The 26,485-nt window shown below is 63.5% G+C and carries 24 protein-coding genes; 9 read left to right on the top strand and 15 right to left on the bottom strand.

Annotated elements, in window-relative coordinates:
- Positions 1-979, top strand: a 979-nt coding sequence (locus tag ACESL9_RS07155; RefSeq protein ID WP_372674650.1) for a ComEC/Rec2 family competence protein, incomplete at its 5' end; no start/stop codon positions are given.
- On the opposite strand, the gene lexA is transcribed toward ACESL9_RS07155, so the two are convergent.
- From lexA to ACESL9_RS07125, 6 genes are all read right to left on the bottom strand, one after another.
- Positions 973-1,671, bottom strand: a complete 699-nt coding sequence (gene lexA / locus ACESL9_RS07150; protein ID WP_372613571.1) for a transcriptional repressor LexA — start codon at positions 1,669-1,671, stop codon at positions 973-975. The genes ACESL9_RS07155 and lexA overlap by 7 nt on opposite strands.
- Before the next feature lie 101 nt (positions 1,672-1,772).
- Positions 1,773-2,945 carry a gephyrin-like molybdotransferase Glp gene (gene glp / locus ACESL9_RS07145; protein WP_372674649.1) on the bottom strand — a complete coding sequence of 391 codons (1,173 nt, stop codon included), beginning with the start codon at positions 2,943-2,945 and terminating at the stop codon, positions 1,773-1,775.
- Positions 2,942-3,418 carry a cyclic pyranopterin monophosphate synthase MoaC gene (gene moaC / locus ACESL9_RS07140; RefSeq protein ID WP_372613575.1) on the bottom strand — a complete coding sequence of 159 codons (477 nt, stop codon included), beginning with the start codon at positions 3,416-3,418 and terminating at the stop codon, positions 2,942-2,944. Before moaC ends, glp begins: the two co-directional genes overlap by 4 nt.
- Before the next feature lie 3 nt (positions 3,419-3,421).
- Complete coding sequence (trpC, locus tag ACESL9_RS07135; RefSeq protein WP_372613577.1) at positions 3,422-4,234, bottom strand: indole-3-glycerol phosphate synthase TrpC; 813 nt, start codon at positions 4,232-4,234, stop codon at positions 3,422-3,424.
- Entirely contained in the window at positions 4,231-5,253 is a 1,023-nt protein-coding gene (gene trpD / locus ACESL9_RS07130; RefSeq protein ID WP_372613579.1) for an anthranilate phosphoribosyltransferase, read from the bottom strand. The genes trpC and trpD overlap by 4 nt, the downstream gene beginning before the upstream one ends.
- Positions 5,250-5,831 carry an anthranilate synthase component II gene (locus ACESL9_RS07125; protein WP_372674651.1) on the bottom strand — a complete coding sequence of 194 codons (582 nt, stop codon included), beginning with the start codon at positions 5,829-5,831 and terminating at the stop codon, positions 5,250-5,252. The genes trpD and ACESL9_RS07125 overlap by 4 nt, the downstream gene beginning before the upstream one ends.
- Before the next feature lie 124 nt (positions 5,832-5,955).
- Between ACESL9_RS07125 and ACESL9_RS07120 the strand changes: the two genes are divergently transcribed.
- Positions 5,956-7,683 (top strand): divergent polysaccharide deacetylase family protein, encoded by a 1,728-nt coding sequence (locus ACESL9_RS07120; RefSeq protein ID WP_372674648.1) that lies wholly within the window; start codon positions 5,956-5,958, stop codon positions 7,681-7,683.
- 86 nt (positions 7,684-7,769) lie between these two features.
- On the opposite strand, the gene ACESL9_RS07115 is transcribed toward ACESL9_RS07120, so the two are convergent.
- A complete protein-coding gene (locus ACESL9_RS07115) occupies positions 7,770-8,744 on the bottom strand; it encodes an LLM class flavin-dependent oxidoreductase (RefSeq protein WP_372613585.1) in 975 nt (324 codons plus the stop codon).
- Between the two features lie 208 nt (positions 8,745-8,952).
- Here ACESL9_RS07115 and lepA point away from each other — a divergent pair, with 208 nt between their 5' ends.
- Together lepA and ACESL9_RS07105 are read left to right on the top strand one after the other, a co-directional pair.
- Positions 8,953-10,755 (top strand): translation elongation factor 4, encoded by a 1,803-nt coding sequence (lepA, locus tag ACESL9_RS07110; RefSeq protein ID WP_372613587.1) that lies wholly within the window; start codon positions 8,953-8,955, stop codon positions 10,753-10,755.
- A gap of 60 nt (positions 10,756-10,815) precedes the next feature.
- Positions 10,816-11,052, top strand: a complete 237-nt coding sequence (locus ACESL9_RS07105) for a hypothetical protein (RefSeq protein WP_372613589.1) — start codon at positions 10,816-10,818, stop codon at positions 11,050-11,052.
- Positions 11,053-11,802: 750 nt separating this feature from the next.
- Here the strand turns inward: ACESL9_RS07105 and ACESL9_RS07100 are convergent.
- From ACESL9_RS07100 to ACESL9_RS07090, 3 genes are all read right to left on the bottom strand, one after another.
- Positions 11,803-13,251, bottom strand: coding sequence for an amidase (locus ACESL9_RS07100; protein ID WP_372674647.1), 1,449 nt, complete (start codon positions 13,249-13,251; stop codon positions 11,803-11,805).
- Positions 13,252-13,392: 141 nt separating this feature from the next.
- Positions 13,393-14,085, bottom strand: a complete 693-nt coding sequence (locus ACESL9_RS07095; protein ID WP_372613593.1) for a GNAT family N-acetyltransferase — start codon at positions 14,083-14,085, stop codon at positions 13,393-13,395.
- Between the two features lie 154 nt (positions 14,086-14,239).
- A complete protein-coding gene (locus ACESL9_RS07090) occupies positions 14,240-14,809 on the bottom strand; it encodes a YcbK family protein (RefSeq protein WP_372613595.1) in 570 nt (189 codons plus the stop codon).
- 331 nt (positions 14,810-15,140) lie between these two features.
- On the opposite strand from ACESL9_RS07090, the gene ACESL9_RS07085 reads away from it, so the two are divergent.
- From ACESL9_RS07085 to ACESL9_RS07070, 4 genes are all read left to right on the top strand, one after another.
- Positions 15,141-16,757 (top strand): murein L,D-transpeptidase, encoded by a 1,617-nt coding sequence (locus tag ACESL9_RS07085; protein ID WP_372674646.1) that lies wholly within the window; start codon positions 15,141-15,143, stop codon positions 16,755-16,757.
- A 34-nt stretch (positions 16,758-16,791) separates the two neighbouring features.
- On the top strand, positions 16,792-17,883 hold the full coding sequence (lpxD, locus tag ACESL9_RS07080; protein ID WP_372613599.1) for a UDP-3-O-(3-hydroxymyristoyl)glucosamine N-acyltransferase: 1,092 nt from the start codon (positions 16,792-16,794) through the stop codon (positions 17,881-17,883).
- 103 nt (positions 17,884-17,986) lie between these two features.
- Positions 17,987-18,247 (top strand): acyl carrier protein, encoded by a 261-nt coding sequence (locus ACESL9_RS07075; RefSeq protein WP_372613601.1) that lies wholly within the window; start codon positions 17,987-17,989, stop codon positions 18,245-18,247.
- 7 nt (positions 18,248-18,254) lie between these two features.
- Complete coding sequence (locus tag ACESL9_RS07070) at positions 18,255-19,463, top strand: beta-ketoacyl-[acyl-carrier-protein] synthase family protein (protein ID WP_372613603.1); 1,209 nt, start codon at positions 18,255-18,257, stop codon at positions 19,461-19,463.
- Between the two features lie 78 nt (positions 19,464-19,541).
- On the opposite strand, the gene ACESL9_RS07065 is transcribed toward ACESL9_RS07070, so the two are convergent.
- A complete protein-coding gene (locus tag ACESL9_RS07065; protein ID WP_372613605.1) occupies positions 19,542-20,168 on the bottom strand; it encodes an invasion associated locus B family protein in 627 nt (208 codons plus the stop codon).
- A 467-nt stretch (positions 20,169-20,635) separates the two neighbouring features.
- Here ACESL9_RS07065 and ACESL9_RS07060 point away from each other — a divergent pair, with 467 nt between their 5' ends.
- A complete protein-coding gene (locus tag ACESL9_RS07060) occupies positions 20,636-22,177 on the top strand; it encodes a helicase HerA-like domain-containing protein (RefSeq protein WP_372613607.1) in 1,542 nt (513 codons plus the stop codon).
- A gap of 83 nt (positions 22,178-22,260) precedes the next feature.
- Here the strand turns inward: ACESL9_RS07060 and ACESL9_RS07055 are convergent, their stop codons facing one another.
- The 4 genes from ACESL9_RS07055 to ACESL9_RS07040 all read right to left on the bottom strand — a co-directional run bounded on the left by ACESL9_RS07055 (position 22,261) and on the right by ACESL9_RS07040 (position 26,473).
- On the bottom strand, positions 22,261-23,565 hold the full coding sequence (locus tag ACESL9_RS07055; protein ID WP_372613609.1) for a branched-chain amino acid ABC transporter permease: 1,305 nt from the start codon (positions 23,563-23,565) through the stop codon (positions 22,261-22,263).
- Positions 23,562-24,572, bottom strand: a complete 1,011-nt coding sequence (locus ACESL9_RS07050) for a branched-chain amino acid ABC transporter permease (protein ID WP_372613611.1) — start codon at positions 24,570-24,572, stop codon at positions 23,562-23,564. The genes ACESL9_RS07055 and ACESL9_RS07050 overlap by 4 nt, the downstream gene beginning before the upstream one ends.
- Positions 24,573-24,851: 279 nt before the next feature.
- Positions 24,852-25,688 carry an ABC transporter ATP-binding protein gene (locus ACESL9_RS07045; RefSeq protein WP_372674645.1) on the bottom strand — a complete coding sequence of 279 codons (837 nt, stop codon included), beginning with the start codon at positions 25,686-25,688 and terminating at the stop codon, positions 24,852-24,854.
- A complete protein-coding gene (locus ACESL9_RS07040) occupies positions 25,685-26,473 on the bottom strand; it encodes an ABC transporter ATP-binding protein (protein WP_372613615.1) in 789 nt (262 codons plus the stop codon). The genes ACESL9_RS07045 and ACESL9_RS07040 overlap by 4 nt, the downstream gene beginning before the upstream one ends.
- Positions 26,474-26,485: the final 12 nt, after the last annotated feature.

The following is a 26,485-nucleotide window of genomic DNA, read 5'->3' as shown; positions in this document are numbered from 1 at the left end:
GATCATTCTGATCCTGCGGCCCGAAGCCTTGCTCGGTCCGGGTTTCCAGATGTCCTTCGCGGCGACCACCGCTCTTGTCGCGGTCTTCGGTTTGCTTCGCGATGCGCGGTTCAGCCTTGGCCGGGCCTCTTGGAGCCGTGCAGTCATGGCCGTCATCATCTCCTCGTCCGTGGCCGGGGCGGCGACCGGCCCGATCGGGGCGGCACATTTCAATCAGACGGCCCATCTCGGGCTGATCGCCAATCTCATCTCGGTGCCCCTCATGGGGACGTTGATCATCCCGGCGCTGGTCTGCGCCGCGCTTCTGCTGCCGCTCGAGCTGGATGGCGTGCCCTTGTCGATTGCCGGTGCCGGTCTCGACTGGATCCTCGGCGTGGCACATACCGTGACCGGAATCGAAGGGTCACGCGGTGCCGTGCCCAGTCCGGACTGGTTCGTCCTGCCAGTGATGGCCTTCGGCTTCCTGATCCTGTTCCTGTGGCAGGGGCGCCTGCGATTTGTCGGCCTCGGTCCGGTCGCGGTGTCGGTGGTTGCATGGGCCATGGTCGAGAGACCTGATGTCCTGATCGCCGAAGGTGGTGCGTTGGTGGGGGTGATGGGCGAGGACGGGCGCGCCCTGAGCAAGGCCCGCGGCGCCGGTTTCGTCGCGACCAACTGGCTGGAAAGCGATGGCTACCCGATCAGCCAGGACGCGGCGGCGGAGAAATGGAAGGCCGTGACCGCCGCAAACCCGGTGCGCATCATCCACGTGACGGGCAAACGTGCGTCGGCCGAGCTGCGCTGCGCCGAAGGCGAGATCGTCGTGAGCAATGCGGACCTGCCGGAGGATATGGCCTGTGACACGTTCGATCCCGAGCGCATGCGGGCCACCGGGGCCGTGGCGCTGCGCCTTGACAGGCGGGAGGGCCACGCGATGATGACGACGACGCGGGATTACACCGGTGATCGCCTCTGGAACACGCGCGGTTTGCGTCAATAGGTGCGGATCAGCCCGACGAGGCGCCCCTGAACCTTGACCTTGTCATCGGGGAAAACGCGCGTTTCATACGCAGGGTTGGCCGCCTCGAGCGCGATGGCGTTTCCACGCCGGAAAAAGCGCTTCAGTGTCGCCTCGTGATCCTCGACCAGCGCAACCACGATATCCCCGTTGTCAGCGGTCGGCGTCTGGCGAATGATGACAACGTCGCCGTCATTGATGCCGGCGTCGATCATCGAATCGCCCTTGACCTCAAGCGCGTAATGTTCCTGTCCGCCACGTATCATCGCCTGCGGCACGGCCACGTTATGCGTCGCGTGCTGAAGCGCCTCGATCGGAACGCCGGCGGCAATTCGGCCCATGACGGGGAGTTCGCAGGCTTCAACCGCTTCGACACCGATTGCATTTGCCGGTTTGCCGATGTCTGGACGATCCCCTTCGATCACCCGGGGATGAAAGCCGGCGCTGTCGCCGCTCATGCTGTCGGGAAGCCTGACGATCTCGATGGCCCGCGCCCGGTGCGCAAGACGTCGGATGAATCCACGCTCTTCCAGGCCGGTGATCAGGCGGTGGATGCCGGATTTCGAGCGCAGATCCAGTGCCTCTTTCATTTCGTCGAATGACGGTGGCACGCCGTCGCGCTGAACGCGCTTGTGGATGAATTCCAGGAGGTCGAGTTGTTTGCGGGTCAGCATTGGCCTGTCTCCGTTTCGGACGACTGATGCACTTTGTTCTATACATGTTCCCGTTTTGTGTCAACCGCCCGCCATGTGCGGCTTCGACGGGCGGTGCCCTATCAGATCGAGATGTAGCGGATCTCGCTCCCGGCGGGTTGTGCCGGGGCGTCGGGCGGTGACACGGCCAGTGCATTGGCGTCGGCCAGGACCGAAAGCAGGGCGCTGTCCTGGCGCGCGGCGACGGTCACCTGTCCGTTCTCGACAAACGCGCGCTGGTAATGTTCGCGCGGCCCGTTCCGAGGCAGATCATGCGTCAGAACGGCCCGCCTCTCTTCGGCGCGCGCGGCGTTCATACCCAGCATCGACCTGATCATCGGGGAGAGAAAGACCCGCGCACAGACCATGGCGGAGACGGGATTGCCCGGCAGACCGACCATCGCGGCATTGCCCATCCGCCCGGCCATGAGCGGTTTGCCCGGACGGATCGCGATCTTGTAGAAGGACCTTTCGAGCCCCATGGTTTCGGCGACATCGCCCACCATGTCATGGTCGCCGACCGATGCGCCGCCGATCGTGACGATGAGATCCGCCGTTTCGGCAAGTCGGAACGCGGTCTCGAGGCTTTCCCGATTGTCGCGCGCGATCGGGAGCAGGCGCGGTTCCGCCCCCCAGTCGCGGAGCAACGCATAGAGGCCAAAGCTGTTGGACGCGACGATCTGGTCGGGTGATGGGTCCTCGCCGGGCATGACCAGTTCGTCGCCGGTCGAGATCAGCGCCACGACGGGTTTGCGATGAACCGGGACGTGGGCAATGTTCATCGCTGCCAACAGCGCGAGGTCGGTCGGACTGATGACGCGCGGGGCGTGGATCACATCTCCGGCCCTGAAATCGTCGCCTTGAGGGCGGATGTTGGTGCCGCCGGTTTGCGAGTCGGTGATCGTGATGAGATCAGCGCGCCGTTCGACATCCTCTTGAATGACAACGCGGCTTGCCCCTTTGGGAAGCGGTGCCCCGGTAAAGATGCGCACCGCCTGTCCGGGTTTGACCTCGCCCGCGAAACCGTGTCCGGCCGCGCTCTCGCCGATGACCTTGAATTGCGCGTGCAGATCGGCCTCTTCGCTGATGACGGCATAGCCATCCATCGCGGAGGTCGCGAACGGAGGTTGATCGCGGCGGGCCGTCACATCGGTGGCCAGAACGCGACCTGCCGCTTCGAGAAGGGGGACAGATTCGTGGGCGGTCGGGCACACGAGGGCAAAGAGCTTTTCGAGGGCTTCGTCGACGCTAATCATGGGGCGATGAAGCGGCCCGATTTTCCGCCTTCCTTCATCACGACGCGAATGCCGGAAATCACCATGGCCCTGTCCACGGCCTTGACCATGTCATAAACGGTGAGCGCGGCGGTCGAGACGGCGGTCAGGGCTTCCATCTCGACGCCGGTCCTGCCCGTGGTCTTTACGGTCGCCTCGATCTGCACGCCGGGCAGGTCCGGATCGAGCGTGAGATCCACCGCGACCCTGGTCACCGGCAGAGGATGACAGAGCGGGATCAGATCCGCTGTCCGTTTCGCGCCCATGATGCCGGCCAGGCGCGCCACGGAGAGAACGTCGCCCTTGCTGGCCTGGCCTTCCGAAATGAGGTCGAAAGTCGCGCGCGCCATCTGCACCGAACCACGGGCGCGCGCGACGCGGTCGGTTTCGTCCTTGTCGGTGACATCCACCATGTGGGCGTCGCCCCGGGCATCGAAATGGGTGAGTTCGGCCATGGTCTAGGCGCCTCCCGGGGTGAGCGGGCGGGACAGGAGATCGCGCGTGGCAAGCTCGACATCGTCCTGCCGCATCAGGCTTTCCCCGACCAGGAAGCAACGCGCGCCGAACCGCGCGATATCGGCCAGGTCGTCGGGCGAATAGAGGCCACTTTCTGAAACGATCAGGCGATCGGGTGGGACCATGCGGGACAAGCGGCGCGTGGTCTCGAGCGAGGTCTCGAACGTGTTGAGGTCGCGATTGTTGATGCCGATCATGCGCGATTCCAGCTTCTCGGCGCGTTCAAGCTCGGCCTCGTCATGGACTTCGATCAGGGCGTCCATTCCCCATTCCTGGGCGGTCGCCTCGAGTTCAAGCGCCTGCGCGTCCGACACGCTTGCCATGATGATGAGAATGCAATCGGCGCCGAGCGCGCGCGCCTCGATCACCTGATAGGGGTCATAAAGGAAATCCTTGCGCAGCGCGGGCAGCTCGACCGCTGCGCGAGCCTCGCTCAGATAGGTCTTGTCACCCTGAAAACTCGGCGCATCCGTTAGAATGGAAAGACAGGTCGCGCCGCCGGCTTCGTAGGCCCGCGCAAGGGCAGGCGGGTCGAAATCTTCGCGAATGAGCCCCTTGGAGGGACTGGCCTTCTTGATCTCGGCGATCAGGCCATAGCCTTCGCGTGAGGCGTCGAACAGGGCCGATGCGAACGGGCGCACATGCGGCGCCTCGCGCGCTTCGGACTCGATCACGTCGACAGGCTTTGCGGCCTTGTCCGCAGCGATCTCTTCAAGCTTGTAGGCCTTGATCTTGTCGAGGATGGTTGCAGTCATTGGCCCTCCGTCGTGATTCTCGCGAGCGCTTCGATCTTGGCCCTGGCCGCACCCGAGTCGATGCTCTCGCGCGCCATTCCGACACCGTCGCGCAGATTGTCGACGCGCCCGGCCACGTTCAGTGCCGCCGCGGAATTGAGCAGAACCGCGTCACGATAGGCCGAGGCGTCACCTGCAAGCAGCCCGCGCAATGCCTTGGCGTTTTCCTCCGGGCTGCCACCGATGATGGCCTCGAACGGGTGCACCGGCAAGCCGAAATCCTCGGGGTGAAGCTCGACCTCGCGGATGCTGCCATCCTCTTCCAGCGCCGAAATCCATGTCAGTCCGGTGATCGTCATCTCGTCGGTTCCGTCCGAACCATGCACGAGCCATGCGCGCTCGCTTCCCAGCCGGCCGAGAGTCTCGGCCATGGGCCGGGTGAGTTCGCGCGCGAAAACACCGGTCAGCTGCCGCTTGACCCCGGCGGGGTTGGTCAACGGCCCGAGAATGTTGAAGATGGTGCGTGTTCCCAGCTCGGCCCGTGAGGGGCCGACATGCGCCATTGCGGGATGGTGCATGGGCGCCATCATGAAGGCGATCCCGCAGTGGTCCAGGGCCTTTTCGACGAGTTGCGGGCCGATCATCACGTTGATCCCCATCGCCGAGAGAGCATCCGCCGCACCGGATTTCGAGCTCAGGTTGCGGTTGCCATGCTTGGCAACGGGCACCCCTGCGCCGGCGACCACGAAGGCGGTCGCGGTCGAGATATTGAGTGTCCCCTTGCCGTCGCCACCGGTTCCAACGATGTCCATCGCACCCTCCGGCGCATGGACTTGGTGGCACTTGGCCCGCATGACCGAAGCCGCTGCGGTATACTCCTCGACCGTTTCACCGCGGGTGCGCAACGCCATCAGAACACCGCCGATCTGGCTGGGCGTGGCATCGCCTTCGAACAGGATCGCGAAGGCGGTTTCGGCCTCGTCACGTGTCAGCGGCCGGTCGGCCGCGGCTCCGATCAGGGGTTTCAATCGATCGCTCATGCTGGAACCTTCAACACATCGAGAAAGTTTCTGAGAAGGGCATGTCCATGTTGCGAGGCAATGGACTCGGGGTGAAATTGCACCCCGTGGATCGGCAATGCCCGATGCTGCAGGCCCATGATCGTTCCGTCCTCGAGCGCGGCCGTGATCTCCAGCGTGTCGGGCAGGCTCTGGCGGTCGACGATGAGCGAATGATAGCGTGTCGCCTCGAACGGGCTTGGCAGACCGTGGAAGGCACCCTTGCCATCATGCCGAATGCACCCCATCTTGCCGTGAACGATCTCGTGGCAGCGCACCACCTTGCCGCCAAAGGCCTGTCCGATGGCCTGATGGCCGAGGCAAACGCCAAGAAGCGGGGTGCGGGTCTCGGCCGCGGCCTGCACGAGTTCAAGGCAGATGCCGGCCTGATCCGGATCGCATGGCCCGGGCGAAAGCACAATTCCCGATGGGTTCATTGCCATGGCGGTCTGCGTGTCCAGCGCGTCGTTGCGCCTCACGACGACCTCGGCCCCCAATTCCCCGAGAAAGTGCACGAGATTGTAGGTAAAACTGTCGTAATTGTCGATCAGCAGCAGCATCTTGCCCAACTTGTTGTCATTGGGGCTGGAGACCCCGCCCCGGGTCGCGATATACTTGCTCAGGCTTGGGGCGTAGCGTCAAGGGGCGCACTGTCCCATCGAGCAGGAAAAAGAGGGCGAGGACGTGGTAAGGGGGTTTTTGAGCGGCATTGCCATGGGCGCGGTTGTGGCGACCGTGGGCGCGGTGGGCCTGTCGCTTATGATTGGCACACCCGATCTGCCGGATCTGCCGAAACCGGAGGCGGTGGCATCGGAGGGGCCGGCGTGGGCCGAGCCCGGTCGCCCGGACCAGGACGCGCAGGCAGACCTTCCGACCGGCGAACCCGGCCCGCGGGCACCAGGCAAGGAGCGGCTCGAGGAGAGTATGCCGGATGACCCGGCATCGGTCGATGCAGGCGGCATTCGACCGGCCGAGCTTCCTCAAACTGACCAGCCCGGATCCGGGTCGTCCCCTCCGCCGGGGGGGGACGCGCCGGCGGTGTCGGTCGCGCGCGACGCGCTGCCGCCCATCGTTTTGCCGGGCGAATTGCCCACGGTGCCATTGCAGGAGGCCTCGGTCACGACAGATCCGTCCCTCTCCCGGCCGCCCGAGGCCGAAACCGGGGCAATCGCGCTTGCCTTGCCTGACCTTCCCGAGCCACAGTCTCCTTCCGTTCTGAGCGAGGCACCCGCGAAACCCACGCTATCCGATCGTGCGACAGAGGGTGCGACCACGCTTTCGCAAGCGGAACGGACTTCCGAAAGGCCGAATGCCATGACCGCGCCGCGGGAGAAGGCGACGCCCGCAACCGAAGAACTGGCGATCAGGGTGGACCCTGCGCCGGCACGTCCGAACGCTTCGACCACGGTGTTGGAGCCGAACACAGATGAGCCGCGCACCGCACCCCTGGCCGAACCGGAAGCAGAGAAGCGCGGGGATGATGACGGCGCCGGAACCATGCCCGGGGCGAACGGAACCGACGAGGAAGAGCAAGACAGGGTCGAACGCCCGGATGCATCGCAAAGTGGCGGGGGGGATGCTGATCCCGTCATCACGATCGGAAGGCCGGCAACGCGGTTGACGGAACGCAATGGGTCCGGCACGACGTCCAATCGACCGATGATCGGCACGGCGGCGCAGTCGCCGGCATTGCGCGAAACGCCCGTGCCGGAAACGGCCGAGCCGACATCGAAGCCTCCGATCCAGAGGTTCAGCGCGCCATTTGACGACATTGAAGACAAGCCAAGAATGGCGATCGTTCTCATTGACGACCCCGACTCGGGTATCGATATCGAAGCCCTGTCGGACTTTCCCTATGCTTTGAGTTTCGCGGTTGATGCCAGTCGTCCTGACGCGCGGGATAGGATGGCGCTTTACCGGGACGCAGGCTTCGAGGTCCTTGCGCTGGTCGATCTGCCCGAGGGCGCTCGGGCCGAAGATGTGGAAGTGGCGATGCCGGTTTTGCTTGAACGGGTGCCGGAGGCGGTGGGCGTCATGGAAGCGCCTGGCGACGGTATACAGTCAAGCCGGGAAATCGTCACGCAAGTCACGGAAATCGCCGAGACGACCGGTCATGGCCTCCTGCTTTATCCAAAGGGACTCGATACGGGCCGGAAGCTCGCTGTCAGGGCGGGCGTTCCGGCGGCGTCGATTTTCCGTGACTTCGATGCCAAGGGCGAAGAGCCCCGCGTTATCAGGCGCTTTCTCAACTATGCCGCGCTCAAGGCGGAAGGCGAGGAGAACGGCGTCGTGATGGTCGGGCGGTTGCGGGCCGACACGGTGTCGGCGCTGGTGCTCTGGGGGCTGGAAGATCGCGCCCGGGACATCGCGTTGACCCCGGTCAGCGCGATCATGCAGGCGGCTCAGCCATAAGGCGGAACGCAGCGCACCATGTCAGCGGAACGCTTTCGGATCGAATGACCCGGCTCGGGTCGGCTCGGTTTTGCGTCACGGTGCCTTCAGATCGCGCGCATCGCCTGCGCTGCGAGGTCGAAGGACAGCATCCGGGCCTCCGGGTCGTGGATCTGGCCCGACAGGATCACCTCGTCCGGGGAGTGGTGTTCGATCAGTGCCCGCAGCTTTGTGTGGACCTGATCGGGCGTGCCGACTGCGGCGATGCGCAAGGCGGCCTCGGCGTTTTCGATGGCCTGCGGGCTGCCGGACACCTGCTCGCGCGGAGCGGGCAGCGGGCCGGGGCGCCCGCTGCGCAGGTTGACGAATGCCTGAAGCTGGGACGAGCGCAAGTGCCGGGCCTCGGCCTCGGTCCGGGCGGCAAAGACATTGATCGCCATCATGAAGCGGGGTTCATCGGTGATCCCGGGGCGAAAGCCCTGGCGATAGGTGCGGGAGGCCGCTTCGAGCGCGTCCGGGGCGAAATGGCTGGCGAAGGCGTAAGGCAGGCCCAGATGCGCGGCCAGTTGTGCGCCGAAAAGCGAGGAACCCAGGATCCAGATCGGCACCTGCGTGCCTTCGCCCGGGATCGCGCGCACCGGCTGGCCCGGCTGGGCCGGGTTCAGAAAGCCCAGAAGCTCGATCACCTCTTCGGGAAAATTGTCCTCCATCCGGCCGCGGCGCAGCGCGTGCGCCGTGCGCCCGTCGGTGCCCGGCGCACGCCCGAGGCCAAGGTCGATCCGGTCACCGTAAAGCGTGGCCAGCGTGCCGAACTGCTCGGCGACCACCAGCGGCGCATGGTTGGGCAGCATGATCCCGCCCGAACCCACGCGGATGCGTGTCGTGCGGCTGGCTACGTGACCGATCAGAACGGCGGTCGAGGACGAGGCGATGCCGGGCATGTTGTGATGTTCGGCCAGCCAGAAGCGGCTGTAACCGAGGTTTTCGGCGTGAACGGCAAGATCGCCGGTATTGCGCAGCGCGTCCGCCGCGCTGCCGCCTTCGGGGATCGGGGCAAGGTCAAGGACGTTGTAGGGGATCATGTAGGGTCTCCTTTGAAGGGGATGGTGACGTGGAACGCAGGCGAGGGAAAGAGGAACGCGGCGTTGTGCGGTGGTAAGGTTGGATGCGAGGGGCCAGCCCCTCGCGTTCGCCGGAGTATTTGGGGCAAGAGGAAGGGGTTGGAAGGGCGGCAGGCCCGTGCGGGCGCACGCTATTGACCGCGGGTCAAAACCCTTTCATATGCAAGCCATGACAGAGCTTTCGCATATCCGCAATTTCTCGATCGTGGCGCATATCGACCACGGGAAATCCACGCTGGCCGATCGGCTTATCCAGTTGACCGGCACGGTTGCCGAACGCGACATGAAAGAGCAGTTGCTCGACGCGATGGATATCGAGCGCGAGCGGGGAATCACGATCAAGGCCAATACCGTGCGCATCGAATACCCCGCGCGGGACGGTCAGACCTATGTGCTCAACCTCATCGACACGCCCGGGCATGTCGATTTCGCCTACGAGGTCAGCCGCTCGATGCGCGCGGTCGAGGGATCGCTGCTGGTGGTTGACGCCACGCAGGGCGTCGAAGCGCAGACGCTGGCCAATGTCTATACCGCCATCGAGGCCGATCACGAGATCGTGCCGGTCCTCAACAAGATCGACCTGCCCGCCGCCGAACCCGACCGGGTGCGCGAACAGATCGAGGACGTGATCGGCATCGACGCCTCCGACGCGGTGGAAATCTCGGCCAAGACCGGCCTCGGCATCCCCGACGTGCTCGAAGCCATTGTCACGCGCCTGCCGCCGCCCCATGGCGGCGACCCGGACGCGCCTCTGAAGGCGATGCTGGTCGATTCCAAGTATGACCAGTATCTCGGCGTGATATGTATCGTTCGCATCATCGACGGTACCCTGAAAAAGGGCGACCGCATCCGCATGATGAAAACGGGGGGCACCTACGACGTGGATGACGTGGGCGTCTATCGCCCCGCCATGACCCATGTCGCCGCCCTGGGACCGGGCGAGATCGGTTATCTCAACGCTTCGATCAAGCAGGTCCGCGACACCCGTGTCGGCGACACGATCACGCATGAGAAACGCCCCTGCGCCGCACCGCTGCCAGGCTTCAAACCCTCGGTGCCGGTCGTGTTCTGCGGCCTGTTCCCGGTCGATGCCAACGAGTTCGAGGATCTGCGCGACGCGATCGAGAAACTGGCGCTCAACGATGCCTCCTTCACCTACGAGATGGAGACCTCCGCCGCGCTTGGCTTTGGCTTTCGCTGCGGTTTTCTGGGGCTTCTGCACCTCGAAGTGGTGCGCGACCGGCTGGAGCGCGAATATGGTATCGAACTGATCACCACGGCGCCCTCGGTCATCTATCACCTCTATCACCGGGACGGCACGCGGCAGGATCTGCACAACCCCGCCGACATGCCCGACATGAGCCTTGTCGATCACATCGAGGAGCCGCGCATCAAGGCAACCATCCTGGTGCCCGATGACTATCTCGGTGATGTGCTCAAGCTCTGCCAGGAACGCCGCGGCATCCAGCTTGATCTGACCTATGTCGGCGGGCGCGCGATGACGGTCTATGACCTGCCGCTCAACGAGGTGGTCTTTGATTTCTACGACCGGCTGAAATCGGTGACCAAGGGTTACGCCAGCTTCGATTACGAGATGATCGGCTATCGCGAGGACAATCTCGTGAAGATGTCGATCCTGGTCAATGACGAGCCGGTGGACGCGCTGGCCATGATGGTTCACCGTGACCGCGCCGAAATGCGTGGCCGGGCGATGTGCGAAAAGCTCAAGGAACTGATCCCGCGCCACATGTTCAAGATCCCGATCCAGGCGGCCATCGGCGCCAAGGTCATCGCGCGCGAGACGCTTTCGGCCATGCGCAAGGACGTGACCGCCAAGTGCTATGGCGGCGATGCGACCCGGAAGAAGAAATTGCTCGAAAAGCAGAAAGCTGGTAAGAAGAAGATGCGCCAGTTCGGGAAAGTTGAAATCCCGCAGGAGGCGTTCATTTCGGCCCTGAAGATGGACGGGTGAGCCGAAAGACTGATCGCAAACACGCGACGCCTCTCTGGTGCAAACCGAAAGGAGGTCGCCATGAAATATGGATGGAAAGCAATTCTTGGTGTGATCTGGGTGTTTTGCCTGACAGGCACCGCCCTGATCGTCTTTTTCGTTGCGGGGTGGTATTCGCCCTGGGCCTTTGCCACCGCCGGCGCGCTGGGGCTTGTCATCGGCGTTCCAGCGGGGATGTGGAATGCCCGCAAGGTGCGACGTGAAGACCCCAACTGGAAGGACGGTCAATACGTGAAGGCGCCAGAGGGGCTTTCCTGACGGCAGGATCGACGGGAACGGGTCTTCTCGCTGGCATTTGGCGCCTTGAACTGCCGTGGGCGTGACCGTTTCCTGCAACCTTGCCGAAACACATGGGAATTCCGGTTCTTCCACAGGAAATCCCCGTGCAATTCCAGCAAGTTATCCCCAAGAAATTTCATCCGCCCGTCATTTTTCTGTTGCCCGACTCGGGTGTTGGGGCGCAGCCTTATCATGACGCAAAGGGTCGCAAGACCCGGAGCGGGGCGCGGAGGTCTTCCGGGGCTGGAGCGGGCTAGGGATAGGTTACACCGAACCATAGCCCGTGTTGAGAGCCAAGGGACGCTGGCCGAATGACGGCCCTTTCGGGTGCAGTTTGAAGGCGGCGCAAAAAGCCATCGCGTTGGCCGGTCGGGGCAGGGGGCAACCTCGTGGGTCCGGGCCGGTTGGGGGGACGGGGTGCAAACCCTGATCCCGCTTGCCGAGGCTCGCAAGGGCCGAAGCATCCGAACAGGGCCCTGTAAGGGGCGATTGTTCAGGGGAAGGCGTCAGATCATGCAAGGACCGCGTCTGAGCATCTGGCGCCTTCTTCTTGTTGCATGGCACTTGGCCGGGGCCAAACTGTCGGCGCTATCATGAAACGGGGCCAGCCGCCTTTCGGCAACCGGCCCCGCGCATCAGTCATGCAAACCGCGTCATTCGCATCTGTACCGCCTCTCTAGCGGGTGACATGCCGCACCGCAACAAGATGTTGGGTCTGCCGCGGAAATTTCATGCGGGCGGGCCGCGGCGGATCACCTCCATCTGTTTCGCGGCCCATGGGGCGGCGCGTTCGATCTGGCCGCAAAGCGACATGAGGCGCGCATCCGCTCCGAACGGCGCGGCGAGATGAATGCCCACCGGCAAATCGCCTGCCCAGTGCAGCGGCAGCGAGACGGCGGGTTGGCCCGAGGCGTTGAAGATCGCGGTGAAGGGAGAGTAGGCGAAAACGCTGTCGTCCCCGTTGCGATATGCGGCCCAGTCGTCATTGTCGGGCTTGAGATATCCGACCTTGCACGGCGGCACGCGCAGCGTGGGCGAGAGGATGATGTCGCAGGTGTCGAACACATGCGCCATGCGGCGGCCGAAGGCGTGGATCTGGCCCACCGCGTCGAGGTAGTCCACACCGCTCACAGTCTTGGCATAGGCGATGGCGCCGCGCGTGACGCCCTCGACCATCGCCGGATCGAGCGGGCGGTCGCCGAGGATGTTCGCCACCCGTCCTGCCGTGCCGCAGGCCACGATCCTGGTCCAGGCCCACATCATCGCGGGCACGTCGAGTTCGGGTTCGGGCGCCCATGGCTCCACTTCATGCCCGAGGCTTTCGAGCAGTTTCGCGGTCTTCTCGACCCCGGCCACACATTCGGGATCGACCGCGCCGCCGGTAAAGGTGGTGGTGACCATCCGGATGCGCAAGCGGCCCGGATCATGTGCCATGGTGGCGGCATAGCTTTCCTCCATCGCAGGCGCGGCATAAGGGGCGCCGGATTCGGGTCCGGCCACGGCGTCGAGCAGCGCGGCGGTGTCGCGAAGCGAGCGGGTCAACACCCCGTCGATCGCCATGCCGCCCCAGCCTTCGCCGGTGCCCGGGCCCATGGGCAGGCGCGCGCGGGTGGGCTTGAAGCCCACGAGGCCGCTTGACGCGGCGGGGATGCGCACCGATCCGCCCCCGTCCGAGCCATGCGCGGCCGGTACGATCCCGGCGGCGACGGCGGCCCCCGCGCCGCCCGAGCTTCCGCCCGATGTATGTTCGAGATTCCACGGGTTGCGGGTGGGTCCGCCATAGACCTGCGATTCGGTCACCGGGCCGACGCCGAACTCGGGCGAGGTGGTGCGCGCGAAGGTGTTGAGGCCGGTGGCACGAAACCGGGTGAAAAGGGTCGAATCGTAATTCCAGCGCATCCCTTCACAAAGTTTCGAGCCGTTGCTGGTGGGAAAGTCCATTGCCTCGCAGCCCAGATCCTTGATCAGGAACGGCACGCCGCGAAATGGCCCCTCGGGCAGGTCGTCGCGGATCCTTGCACGCGCCACATCCTCTTGCATGTGCACGACGGCGTTGAGATGCGGGTTCCAGGCCGTCGCCTGTTCCAGCGCGGCGTCGAGCAACTCATCGGGCGTGACATCGCCCGCGGCGACCAGCGCGGCAAGACCGGTGGCGTCGTTCTCGGTATAGATGGACATCGGGTTTCCTCCCTCGGCTTTCCCCCGCGGCAGGTTAGGCATGGCGCAACCGTGGTAAAGCGCGACGCAGCGGCACTTGGGGCCAGACCGAGGCTGAGCGATGCCGGCTTGCGCCCGATGGGGCCTTTGTGTTCCGGGCCTTTATCTTGTCTTGAGCGGGGTCATCTGGTGGCCATCATTGTCGAAATTGCCGGGGTCGAGCCAGCGGGTGAACTCGGCGCGGATGGCGGGCCATTCACTGTCGATGATGGAGAACCACGCGGTATCGCGATTGCGACCCTTGTAATGCGTGGCCTGCCGGAAGGTGCCTTCATAGGTAAAGCCCAGCCGTTTGGCGGCCGTGATCGAGGGCGCGTTAAGCGCGTCGCATTTCCATTCGTAGCGGCGATAGCCCAACTCGTCGAAGGCGCGCGTCATCATCAGGAACATCGCTTCGGTCGAAAGGCGGCTGCGTTGCATCTGGTATGAAAAGTTGATGAAGCCCACCTCTATCACGCCTGCGCCGGGGTCGATGCGCAGGAAACTGGCGGTGCCGAGCGGGCGGTCCTCGCGGTCCAGCACGGTGAAATGGAGCGGGTCATCGCTCCGTGCGGCCTGCTCCACCCATTCGGCATAGTCGTTCTCGTGCTCATAGGGGCCATTTGGCAGGTAGGTCCAGACACGTCCATCCGGCGCCGAGGCGTAGGCGGCGTGGAGCGCCGGCGCATGGGATGGGTCGAGCGGGACGAGACGGCCATAACGCCCCGACATTTCGCTGCGCGGTGGCCGCGGGCGGGGGAAGGGGCCGGGAACCGGGTCGCCTATGGGTTGGCCGTATTCGTTCTGTCGTGTCATCGGATGCGTCCTTTCTGCAAGGGCAGGGCAGGCAAGTGCCTGATCTTATCGTGGCCGCATTGCCAGCCGGGCAACAACCCTGGCCGGATGCCGGACAGGAAAACGCCCGCGCGATTGGCGCGGGCGTTTGGCCGAAAAACCATCTGGTCGGGCGTTACCGACCCCAGCTGCGGATCGGACCACAATCCATGTGTACGAAATTCGAGCCCGAGTATTGTCCGACACCACCGGCCCGGCAGGACGCGGCGGCGCGCGCCATCTGGCTGACCGAGCGCGAGGACAGGCGCAGGTCCGCTGCCTGGCCCTTGAGATGGAGCGAGTTCTTGGCCACGCCGCCCGAGCGCGAGCGCAGCATGGCGTTGGTTTTTGGGCTGCGATAGCCGGACAAGAGCATGTAGGGTTCGGTCACATCGAGAAGGTTGTGCGATGCAGCCATTATGTCGATGGTGCGCAGGTCGATGGCCTTCACATCGTTGGTGCGCCAATCGCGCATGAACCGGTTCACTTCGTCCACCGCGTCCTTGATGTAATCGCCCTCGATCCAGTAGATCATGTCGATCTTCTCGCCGGTTCGCGGCGAGTACATCTTGATCCGTCTAATGTCTCCGCCACCGCGAAGGAACCCTGCTGCCTTTGGATAAGTTGGTGCTGCCGCAATCGCTGTTGCGGCGAACATCCCGAGCAGTCCACGTCTCGAAATGCCCATAGAGCTTTGATCAGTCATGTAAAAGCGCCGTCCCGTCGCCTACCTGTTTCTTGACGCGATGTTACGCGTATCCTGCCATTCATCCCCGAATTGCAGTTTTTATTGCATAGATCGAATCGGCGGCCAACCCTGTTGTGCATCGGAATGTATGCATTCAAGGGGAGTCGGCAGAATTTCGCTGAAATCTCCCGTGCTGTGGCCAAGATGCCGTTGGCGCGAGGGCGTGAGTTGTGGGATTGCATCAGCTGGCGTGACCTGTGCGTTCTGGCGTGTTTGTGAATGGACAGAAGGCCATTGGCCGGGCAAGACAGGGCTATTTCGCGTGATAACAACGGATTCGGGGACACTCATGACAACGCTTTGGCGGCAATCGCGGGTCGGGGTCCACCTTGCAGGCGGGCTCGCAATCCTTTTCGCGTGCCTGGTTGTGGCCGGCGCGGCCCGGTCCGAGGTGACGGCTTTCAAGCAGGCCGTGGCCGAAGCCGCGGCGCGTGACGATGCATTGGCGGAATTTTACCGGAATAATGACTATCGCCCGATCTGGACCAGCGCATCCGCACAGGATGCCGAGCGACGCAAGGCACTCTTCGCGGCTATCGACACGGCTCCGATCCATGGTTTGCCAAGCGAACGCTATGACCCCGGGAGCTTGAGAGAGCAGCTTGCGCAGGTGCGCAGCCCGCGCGATCGCGGGCTTGCCGAGGTCGAGATGTCGCGGCGCTTGCTGCGGCTCGCGCGCGACATGGAAACCGGAATGCTCGTGCCTGCACGCATCGACAATGGCATCAAGCGCAAGGTGCCGGTGCGAAAGGGGGCTGAATATCTCGCCGATTTCGCGCAATCCGATCCTGCCGACTTCTTTCGCACCCTGCCACCGGAGAGTCACGAATATGCCCGTCTGATGAAGGAAAAGCTGAGACTCGAGCGTGTTGCCGCCCGCGGCGGGTGGGGCGGGACCGTGACCGCCCGATCGCTCGAGCCGGGCGACGCGGGTGAACAGGTGGTGGTGCTGCGTGACCGTTTGACAGCGATGGGCTACCTGCGCCGGTCGATGTCGCAAAGCTATGACGCACGGGTTCAGCGGGCCGTTCAGCAGTTTCAGACCGACCACGGGCTGACCCCCGATGGTGTGGCCGGGGCCGGAACCATGGCCGAAATCAATCGCGGGGTCGATGAGCGTCTGAAATCCATCCATGTCGCCATGGAGCGGGAACGCTGGGTCAACATCGACCCGCGCAACCGCTACATATTGGTCAATATCACCGATTTCACAGCCAGGATCGTCGACAATGGCAGCGTGACTTTCGAGACCCGTTCGGTGATCGGCTCGACCAGAAGCGACAAGCAGACCCCGGAATTCTCGCAAGATATGACCTATCTCGAGATCAATCCCGACTGGACCGTGCCGCGCGGAATTCTGCGGCGTGATTACCTGCCGAAACTCCAGAACAATCCCAATGCGCTGGGGCATCTCCAGGTGGTGGATTCGCGCGGTCGGGTTGTTCCACGGGGGCAGGTGAACTTTGCCCGCTATTCCGCCGGCAATTTCCCCTTCAACCTGCGCCAGCCGCCAAGCCGCAATAATGCCCTTGGCACCGTCAAGTTCATGTTTCCCAACCCTTATGCGATCTACCTGCACGACACCCCCGAAAAGCATCTTTTCTCGCGCGAGACGCGCGCCTATTCGAGCGGGTGCGTTCGGCTCAACGATCCCTACGATTTCGCCTATGAGCTGCTGTCGCGGCAAGAGGCCGACCCGGAGCCCTTTTTCCAGAGGATCCTGAATTCGGGCCGGCAGACGCGCGTCAATCTGGAAACGCCGGTTCCCGTACACCTGATTTATCGCACCGCCTTTACCAGGGCCAAGGGCAACACCCAGTATCGTCGCGACATCTATGGGCGTGATGCAGCGATCTGGGATGCGCTGTCCCGGGCGGGGGTGACACTGCAGCCGGTTCAGGGGTAGATCTGGCCCCGCAGCAAACGGGGGGAACAGGTACATGGGACAATCCGTCAGCGAGATCGCCGAAGCGATCGGGGCCGAGGCGTTCGGCGATCTCTCGATCGAGATCTCCGGCGTGGCGGAACCGGCCGATGCCGGGCCGACGGATCTGGCTTTGGCGACGCGTCGAAAATATGCCGATGGCCTGTCGGCAGGGCGTGCGCGCGCTGCAATGCTGTGGCAAGGGGCCGATTGGCAGGCGCTCGGGCTTGAGGCTGCGATCATTCCCGCCCGCCCGCGCTTTGCCATGGCTGGCCTGACCGCCGCTCTGGACAAGGGGCCGGGCTATGCTCCGGGCATCCATCCCAGCGCGATCATCGGCGAGGGCGCCGAGATTGGTGCCGATGTGGCGATCGGTCCCTATTGCGTGATCGGTGCCGGCGTCCGGATCGGCGCGGGATCGACGCTCGGACCGCAGGTCTATGTGGGGCCGAACAGCGAGATAGGTGCGGATGCGCTCTTGCATGTGGGTGTCAAGATCGGGCCGCGTGTACGGATCGGCGCGCGCCTGATCGCCCATCCGGGGGCTACCATTGGCATGGACGGGTTTTCCTTTGTCACCCCCGAGGTCAACGCTGTCGAGCAGGCGCGCGACAGCCTGGGCGCAGATGTCGATGCCGTGGGGCAATCCTGGGTGCGGATTCACAGCCTCGGCGCGGTGGAGATCGGCGACGATGTCGAACTGGGCTGCAACACCTGCGTCGATGCGGGCACGATCCGGGCCACGCGGATCGGCAACGGCACCAAGATCGACAATCTCGGCCATATCGGGCATAATGTGGTGATTGGCCATGATTGTCTTTTTGCCGGCATGGTCGGTGTCGCCGGATCGAGCGTGGTGGGCAACCATGTCGTTCTGGGCGGAAAGGTCGGGGTAACCGACAACACCACCGTGGGCGACCGTGTGGTCGCCGGCGGGGCGTCCGTGATCCTGAGCAAGGTGCCCGCGGGGCGCGTCGTGCTGGGGTATCCTGCGGTTCGGATGGACCAGCATGTCGAGATCTACAAGGCCATGCGCCGGCTGCCCCGGATGATGGAGGATTTCGCCGCGATGAAGGCGCGGATCGAGGCCCTGGACGCGGGCGAGTGATCCCCGGGCGTGGCCGCGTCATTCAAATGTCGCAAATCCCTTGTTCCGGTTCGGGTTCAAAGGCATTACATGGGCGCCAGGAATGACAAAGAGGTCGTGCGTGATGAGCGTGAAGGACAAGGTGATCGCGATCATTGCCGAACAGGCGGTGCTTGACCCGTCAGATGTGACGATGGACAGCACGCTTGAGGATCTGGGCATAGACAGTCTGGGGCTCGTGGAATCCATTTTCGCGATCGAGGAAGCGTTTGATATCTCCGTGCCGTTCAATGCCAATGCACCGGAGGAGAGCGATTTCGACATTTCTTCCGTCGCGTCGATCGTGGCAGGGATCGAGCGACTGATCGCCGAAAAGAAGAGCTGATCAGGGCATGAGGCGCGTCGTCATCACCGGTGCCGGGACGATCAACGCCCTTGGCCATGACGTGACCGAGACGCTCGAGGCGATGCGCGAGGGACGATGCGGAATCGGCCCGATCGAGATTCGCGATGTCGACCGGCTTGCGATCAAGATCGGCGGACAGGTCAAGGGCTTCGAGGCCGAAGGCATCTTCAACCGCCAGCAGATATCGCTTTATGACCGCTTCACGCAGTTCACGCTGGTCGCGGCGCGCGAGGCGATTGCGCAGGCGGGGCTGGAGTTTCACGGAGAATTGGCGGCGCGATCCGGCGTGGTGCTGGGCAATTCCGGCGGCGGAATGACCACGCTCGACGACAATTATCGCACGGTCTACGAAGAGGGCAAGAACCGGGTGCATCCCTTTGTCGTGCCCAAGCTGATGAACAACGCGGCGGCCAGCCATGTCAGCATGGAATTCAATCTCAAGGGGCCGAGCTTTACCGTGGCCTCGGCCTGTGCCTCGTCCAACCACGCCATGGCACAGGCGTTCCAGATGGTGCGCTACGGCATGGCGCCGGTGATGGTGACGGGGGGCTCGGAGTCGATGCTGTGCTTTGGCGGGGTCAAGGCGTGGGAGGGGCTGCGCGTGATGTCACGTGACGCCTGCCGTCCGTTCTCGGCCAATCGCAACGGCATGGTGCAGGGCGAAGGCGCGGGCGTGTTCGTGTTCGAGGACTACGAACATGCCAAGAAGCGTGGCGCGGAAATCATGGCCGAGGTGGCCGGTTTTGCCATGTCCTCGGACGCGGCCGATATCGTGATGCCATCGAAACAGGGGGCCGCACGGGCCATCGCCGGCGCGCTTCAGGATGCGGGGCTCAACGCATCGGACGTGTGCTATATCAACGCCCACGGCACCGGCACGGCCGCCAATGACAAGACCGAATGCGCCGCCGTCGCGGACGTGTTCGGCGCCCATGCCGACGACCTGATGATCTCGTCCACCAAGTCGATGCATGGTCACCTCATCGGCGGCACCGGCGCGGTCGAGCTTCTGGCCTGTATCATGGCCCTGCGCGACGGCGTCATCGCGCCCACCATCGGTTATGAGGAACCGGACCCGGAATGTGCGCTCGATGTCGTGCCCAACGTGGCACGCGAGGCGCGGGTCGACGCGGCGCTCTCGAATGCCTTTGCGTTTGGCGGTCTCAACGCCGTCCTGGCGCTGAAAAAAGTCTGAAGAACACCACGGCCGGAAGCACCGTACGAAAAAGGCCGCCTCGTCATGGGCGGCCTTCTTGCACTGATCCAGATGGACTCAGTTCTCGATGACGCTGGCTTCGTCATAGGCCGCGGTGAAACCCGACAGCGACATTTCCAGCACAACCTCCTGGTCCGGGGCAGGTGCGGGCACCAGTGTCACTGTCGCCTTGGCACCGCGTTTGAAGGCCGCGACATCGTCCTCGGTAAAGCCGATCCGCGCATAACAGCCCACCGGTGAGCAGAAGGAAAACGGATAGCGTTTGCTCTGGCCATCATCAATGGCGACTGTGAGTTGGGCCGTCAGCAGGGTCTCAAGCGGCACGGTCACGGTTGCACCGGCCACCGCCTGGCCTCCTTCGGGCAGACGGAAGATCGCCACCTCGGCAACGTCGGTCCCCATGTCATCCTTGAGAAGCTGATACAACTGGCAAGGCTCCTCGCCGTCCTCGTCTTCAACGGGAAAGCATTGCAGTGACCAGTCTCCATGCTCGGCCTTTACGTAGGGCTCGATCTGGCCCTGGCCATCCTCTTCACCCATCGAAAGCCCTTCGGCCAGGGGAGGGGAGTCTTCGGTTTCCGCCGACTCGTCATTCGCCGGGTCCGTTGTGGTGTCCTGCGCATGCAGTGCAGGCGCCAATGCGAGGAATGCTGCAAGGGAGAGGCTGGAGAGAAGCTTGTGCATATCTGTTTTCCGTCTTGTCTTGCGATGTGTTTCTTGACGCAGGCTCTAGCATGTTGCGACCGGCATGTCAGCGCAAATCCAAGCCCTGCAAAGTGCCGAGCGGCAAGTTCTTGCGTGGTGAGCGACAGCGCAGGATGACATGTCTCGCGTGGATCATCCGTGCCGAGATGTGGTCTCCAAATGAAAAAGAGGCCAGTCGGCCTCTTTCCCGTTTTTGCTCCCCGTCGGACCGGCCGACTTAGTGATTGCTGGAACGCTATGTCGTTCAAGCCGTTGCGTCAACAGGTAAAATCGGGAAATTTTCCCCTGAAAAGTGCCGCGCCCAAGGGCGCGGCCAGTCTGACAGGGAGGAAGTCGACCGAGGGACCGGGAGGACCGTCGGCACCGGGGTCGATATTATTCTGGCACCAAGTGGTTAAGCTTGTATGGTCAAGCGGCACATTGACGACGACAGAGAGCAACGCAACTTGGACGACGCAATTTTCATCGGCGGGGGCGGCCAGGATCATACCGATAAGCAGGGCCTTCTTCTGAGCCATGCCAATCGCCACGGTCTGATTGCCGGTGCGACCGGCACCGGCAAGACTGTGACGCTCCAGATCATGGCCGAAGGTTTCTCGGCCCGGGGAGTCCCGGTATTCGTGGCCGACGTGAAGGGCGATCTGGCCGGTCTCGCGAAATCCGGCAGCGCGGGGTTCAAACACCACGATGCCTTCATCGAGCGTGCGGGCAAGATCGGATTTGACGATTATGTCTACGAAGGCTTTCCCGTGACGTTCTGGGATCTTTTCGGACGTCAGGGGCACCCGATCCGCACCACCGTTGCAGAGATGGGACCGCTTTTGTTGTCACGCCTGCTGGGCCTGAGCGAAGCACAGGAGGGGGTGCTCAACATCGCCTTCCGGCTCGCCGATGATGAAGGATTGCCGATCCTTGATTTCAAGGACCTCCGGGCGCTCCTGGTCTGGGTGAGCGAAAACCGTGCCACGCTTTCGACCCGCTACGGCATGATCGCACCCCAGTCGATCGGCGCGATCCAGCGTCGGCTCCTGGTGCTGGAAAACCAGGGTGGGGCGGGATTTTTTGGCGAACCTGCCCTCGATCTTGACGACATGATGCTCACAGATGATGCCGGACGCGGGCGGATCAACATCCTGGCCGCCGATGAATTGATGCGCGCCCCCCGGCTCTATGCCACCTTTCTTCTCTGGCTTCTGTCCGAGTTGTTCGAGGAACTGCCCGAGATCGGCGACCCCGAGAAGCCGAGGCTCGTCTTTTTCTTCGACGAGGCCCATCTGCTGTTTGATGACGCGCCCAAGGTGCTGATCGACAAGGTCGAACAGGTCGCCCGCCTGATCCGCTCCAAGGGGGTCGGCGTCTATTTCGTCACCCAGAACCCGGCGGACGTCCCCGACACGGTGCTGGGCCAGCTTGGCAACCGGGTCCAGCATGCGTTGCGCGCCTTTACCGCGCGTGACCGCAAGGCCCTGCGCCTTGCCGCCCAGACCTATCGCGACAATCCGGCACTCGACATCGAGAAGGCGATCCGCGAGGTCGGCGTGGGCGAAGCAGTGACCTCCATGCTTGAGAACAAGGGCGTGCCCGGCATCGCGCAGCGCACGCTGATCCGCCCGCCATCGTCACAACTCGGGCCGATCGAACCCGGCGAGCGGGCGGCGGTGATCGCGGCCTCCCCGCTTGCAGGCAAGTACGAGACGGCAAAGGATCGCCATTCGGCGCATGAAATGCTGGCTGATCGCGCCGCCGCAGCGGCCCACGCAGCCGAAGAGGCAGAGATCAAAGAGAGCGAGGCCGAGGAACGCGAGCGCGAATTCCGACAGGCGCGGCGCTATTCCGGTGCGCGGATCACGCGATCATCCTCGCGATCTTCGCGCGCGGATGCCAGCATCAGCGAACAACTCACCCGAACGGTGATGAAGGAACTGACCGGCACCACCGGACGGCGGATCGTGCGCGGCATCCTGGGCGGGCTCTTCAAGGGGCGTTGACCGGCCCAAGGTTTCCCGACCAGATCGCGATTGACCCGCCGCAGGGGGACTTTGAAATGACGGGGCGCCGTGCGCCCCGCCGGTCATTTCTCGGGGATGAGGCCACGCGGGCTGAACCTCAGCACCAGAAGCAGTATGAGACCCATGGTCAGGAGCCGCATATGCGCCGCGGATTCCAGAAGGTGCAGGCGCAGCGCGTTGTCGTCGGCCAGTCCATAGGTGATCACGCTCATGAGCGAATGGCCGATTGGCTCGACCTGCACCCAGAGGAACCAGATCAGGAATCCGCCCAGCACCGAGCCGAGGTTGTTGCCCGACCCTCCGACGATCACCATCACCCAGACCAGGAAGGTAAAGCGCAGCGGTTGATAGGAACTTGGCGTCAGTTGCCCGTCGAGCGTGGTCATCATCGCGCCGGCCACGCCGCAGATCGCGCTGCCAAGGATAAAGACCTGCAAATGCCGCGCGGTCACGTTCTTGCCCATGGCTTCCGCGGCGACCTCGTTGTCGCGGATCGCGCGCATCATCCGACCCCATGGCGAGTGCAGCGCCCGCTGCGCCAGCCACAGGACGATGAGCAGAACGACGAGAAACAGCAATGCATAACCCAGCTTGGTGTAGAGTGACGAGGCGATCACCGGATCGAGGCCCAGCCCCTCGGCACGGGCGACGAAATCGGGGTCCCGTTGCAGGTCGATCTCATAGGGCACCGGGCGGGGCAGCCCCGACACGTTCTTGACCCCGCGCGACAGCCAGTCCTCGTTCTTGAGAACGGCAATGATGATTTCGGCGATGCCCAGCGTGGCAATGGCCAGGTAATCCGAGCGCAGCCCCAGTGCCGTCTTGCCGATGAACCACGCCGCACCGGCCGCCAGAAGCCCGCCCACCGGCCAGGCCAGCAGCACCGGAAGGCCCAGCCCGCCGAGATAGCCGGTGCCCGCCGAGTTCACCCCCTCGATGGCCTCGACACCTGCGTCAAAGACATACCGAAAGACGAAAAAGCCCACCCCGAGCACGCCGATGAGGGCCAGCGTGCGGTTCCGCCCCGGCGCCATTTTCTGATAGGTCAGAATGCCGCCTGCGATCGTCGCGGCGCCAAGAGCCAGCCCGATGAGGACCTGCGCGCCTCCCGCGGCCCAGGCATCGCCCACGGGCGGCATCGACACCAGCACCACGGCCAGCCCACCCAGTGCGACAAAGCCCATGACGCCGACATTGAACAGGCCGGCAAAACCCCATTGGAGATTGACCCCGAGCGCCATGATCGCGCTGATCAGTCCCATGTTGATGATGAACAGGGCCGTGTTCCAGCTTTGCACGAAGCCGGTGAGAATGATGAGCGCCGCGACGGTCGCGAACAGAAGCGTGTTTTTCAATGTCTCGCTCATACCGATTTTCCCCTGAAGATACCGGTTGGCCGGAACAGCAGCACGATGACCAGGATCATGAAGCTGACAGCGAACTTGTAGTCGGTCGAAAGCAACTGGACGAGGCCCGACGGTGCAAGCTCATCGGGTAACGCATAGGTCAGCACCCGTTTCCAGGCATATGTGATCGTCACCTCGGAAAAGGCGATGATGAACCCGCCTGCAATGGCGCCCAGCGGACTTCCGAGCCCGCCGACGATGGCGCTGGCGAAGATCGGCAGCAGGAGCTGGAAATAGGTGAAGGGCTTGAAGCTCTTGTCGAGCCCGTAAAGCACGCCCGCGATGGTGATGAGCCCCGCGACGATCATCCATGTATACATCACCACGCGCTCGGGGTTGATGCCGGAGAGAAGCGCCAGATCCTCGTTGTCGGAATAGGCGCGCATGGATTTGCCTGTGCGGGTGCGCCCCAGGAACCAGAACAACGCCGCCACGACGATCACTGCCGTGATCACCGTGATACCTTGCGTGGTGCGGATGGCGACCCCCTCGGGCAGCCCGGTCAGAGCCTTGAAATCGCGTACCGAGATGATGAAGCGATCGCCATCGGCAAAGCGATGCTCGTCGGGGCCGAGAACGAAGCGCACCAGCCCGTTATAGACGAACATCACCCCGAGCGACGCCATGACCAGTATGATCGGCTTGGCCTTCTGCCGCCGGTAGAACCGAAAGACGAGCCGGTCGGTGCCAAGCAGAACCCCGATCGTCACGACAATGGCAAAGGGTAGCGCCAGCAGGGCGGTGGGCAGTGGCCCGGCAGTGATTCCCATCGACTGGAACCACCAGGTCAACAGGATGGCGACCATCGTGCCGACGGCCATCGAATCGCCATGGGCGAAATTCGAGAACCGCAGGATACCATAGATCATCGTCACCCCCAGCGCGCCCAGCGCCAGCTGACTGCCATAGGTGATGGCCGGGATCAGAACAAAATTGGCCAGCACGAGGAACGCGTTCAGGATTTCCATCGGCTTCCTTCCCTTGTCGGCCCGCTTTGCGGCATGGCCGCGCGGGTCTTTTGCATGTTTATGGTTTTCCGTGCAGGCACCACGCCCTCACATCGAGTATTCCATGCCAGCACGCGCATCATGGCGCGCCTCCGCAGCGTTCGGAATGCGCCCCGATCTTTGGACCTGACTTGGCATGACCGTTGCGTTGCGCGGCAAAACGCCCGGTTTCGAAAGCGCAGGGTTTGCCCTGCGCCTGCGCGGCGGCCGTGAGCGCGGCGATTATGCGTCCCGCGCATCTCATCCACCAAGGAAACTCGCCCGGACCTCAGGGTCGGCCAGGAGTTCCTTGCCGGTACCGGTGTGCCCGTTGCGCCCCTGCACCAGGACGAAACCGCGATCCGCGATCCCGAGCGCCTGGCGCGTGTTCTGTTCGACCATCAGGACCGGCAGGCCGGTGCGGGCCACCTCGATGATCCGATCGAAGAGCTCGTCCATCACGATGGGGCTGACCCCTGCGGTCGGCTCATCGAGCATCAGCACCTTTGGCCGGGTCATCAGCGACCGGCCTACGGCGACCTGCTGGCGTTGACCGCCCGACAATTCGCCCGCCGCCTGGTGGCGCTTTTCCTTGAGGATCGGAAACAGGTCATAGACCTGTTCCATCGTGTCCGAGATGTCGTCGTGCCGGATGAACGCGCCCATCTCGAGGTTTTCCTCGACGGTGAGCGACGTGAAGATGTTGTTGGTCTGGGGCACGAACCCCATGCCCTTGGCCACCCGGTCCTGAGGTGACAGCGCCGAAATGTCCTCGCCGTCGAGCAGAACCCGCCCCTCGCGCATGTCGAGCATTCCGAAAACCGCCTTCATCGCGGTGGATTTTCCCGCCCCGTTGGGGCCCACGATCACCGCGATCTCACCGGGGTTCACCGCGATGGTGCAATCATGCAGGATGTCGGGCCCGTTCCTGCCATAGCCGCCGGTCATGTTCTCGCCGATCAGGAACGGGCTTTCGCCCTCCACGCGGCTCGTCTTGCCACTGTCGCGCAGCGGGATTTCACCGGAGCCATGCGGGTTGGTGATGCTGCGATCCTTGTTGCCCCTGTCATCGCGATAGGGGTTGCCGCCATTGCTCATGCCTCGGCCCCCGCCATTTGCTTGTTCTTCAATCCGGTGCCGAGATAGGCCTCGATCACCTGTTCGTTGGTCTTGATCTCGTCCAGCGTGCCCTGGGCCAGCACCTTGCCCTCGGCCATGCAGATCACCGGGTCGCACAGCTTGTCGATGAAATCCATGTCATGCTCGATCACCACGAAGGTATAGTTGCGCTCCTTGTTGAGGCGAATGATCGCATCCCCGATGGTGTTGAGCAGCGTGCGGTTCACGCCGGCGCCGACCTCGTCGAGAAAGACGATCTTGGCATCGACCATCATCGTGCGCCCCAGTTCGAGCAGCTTCTTCTGTCCGCCGGAAACCTCGCCCGCGCGATGGTCGGCCAGATGTTCGATGGTCAGGAACTCCAGAACCTCGTCGGCCTTGGCGCGCAGGGCGCGTTCCTCTTCGGCGATGCGCTTGCGTCCGAACCAGGTGTTCCAGATGTGTTCGCCCGACTGGTCGCCCGGCACCATCATCAGGTTCTCGCGGCAGGTCATCGAACTGAATTCATGCGCGATCTGAAACGTCCTGAGCAGGCCCTTGTGGAAAAGCGTGTGCGGGGGCAGGCCGGTGATGTCCTCGCCATACATGGTCACACGCCCGGACGTTGGTGGAAGAACGCCCGCGATCACGTTGAAAAGAGTGGTTTTTCCTGCGCCGTTCGGTCCGATCAGGCCAGTGATCGACCCTTCGGAGATTTCAAGCGTCGCTCCATCAACGGCATGGAACCCGCCGAAATGCTTGTGCACGTCGTCAACGGTTATCATATGTGCCCTCTC

It is taken from the genome of Aquicoccus sp. (assembly GCF_041686535.1).
GTDB lineage: Bacteria > Pseudomonadota > Alphaproteobacteria > Rhodobacterales > Rhodobacteraceae > Aquicoccus.
Note: the sequence above shows the minus strand (reverse complement) of the source record. Positions and strands in the feature narration are given on the sequence as shown.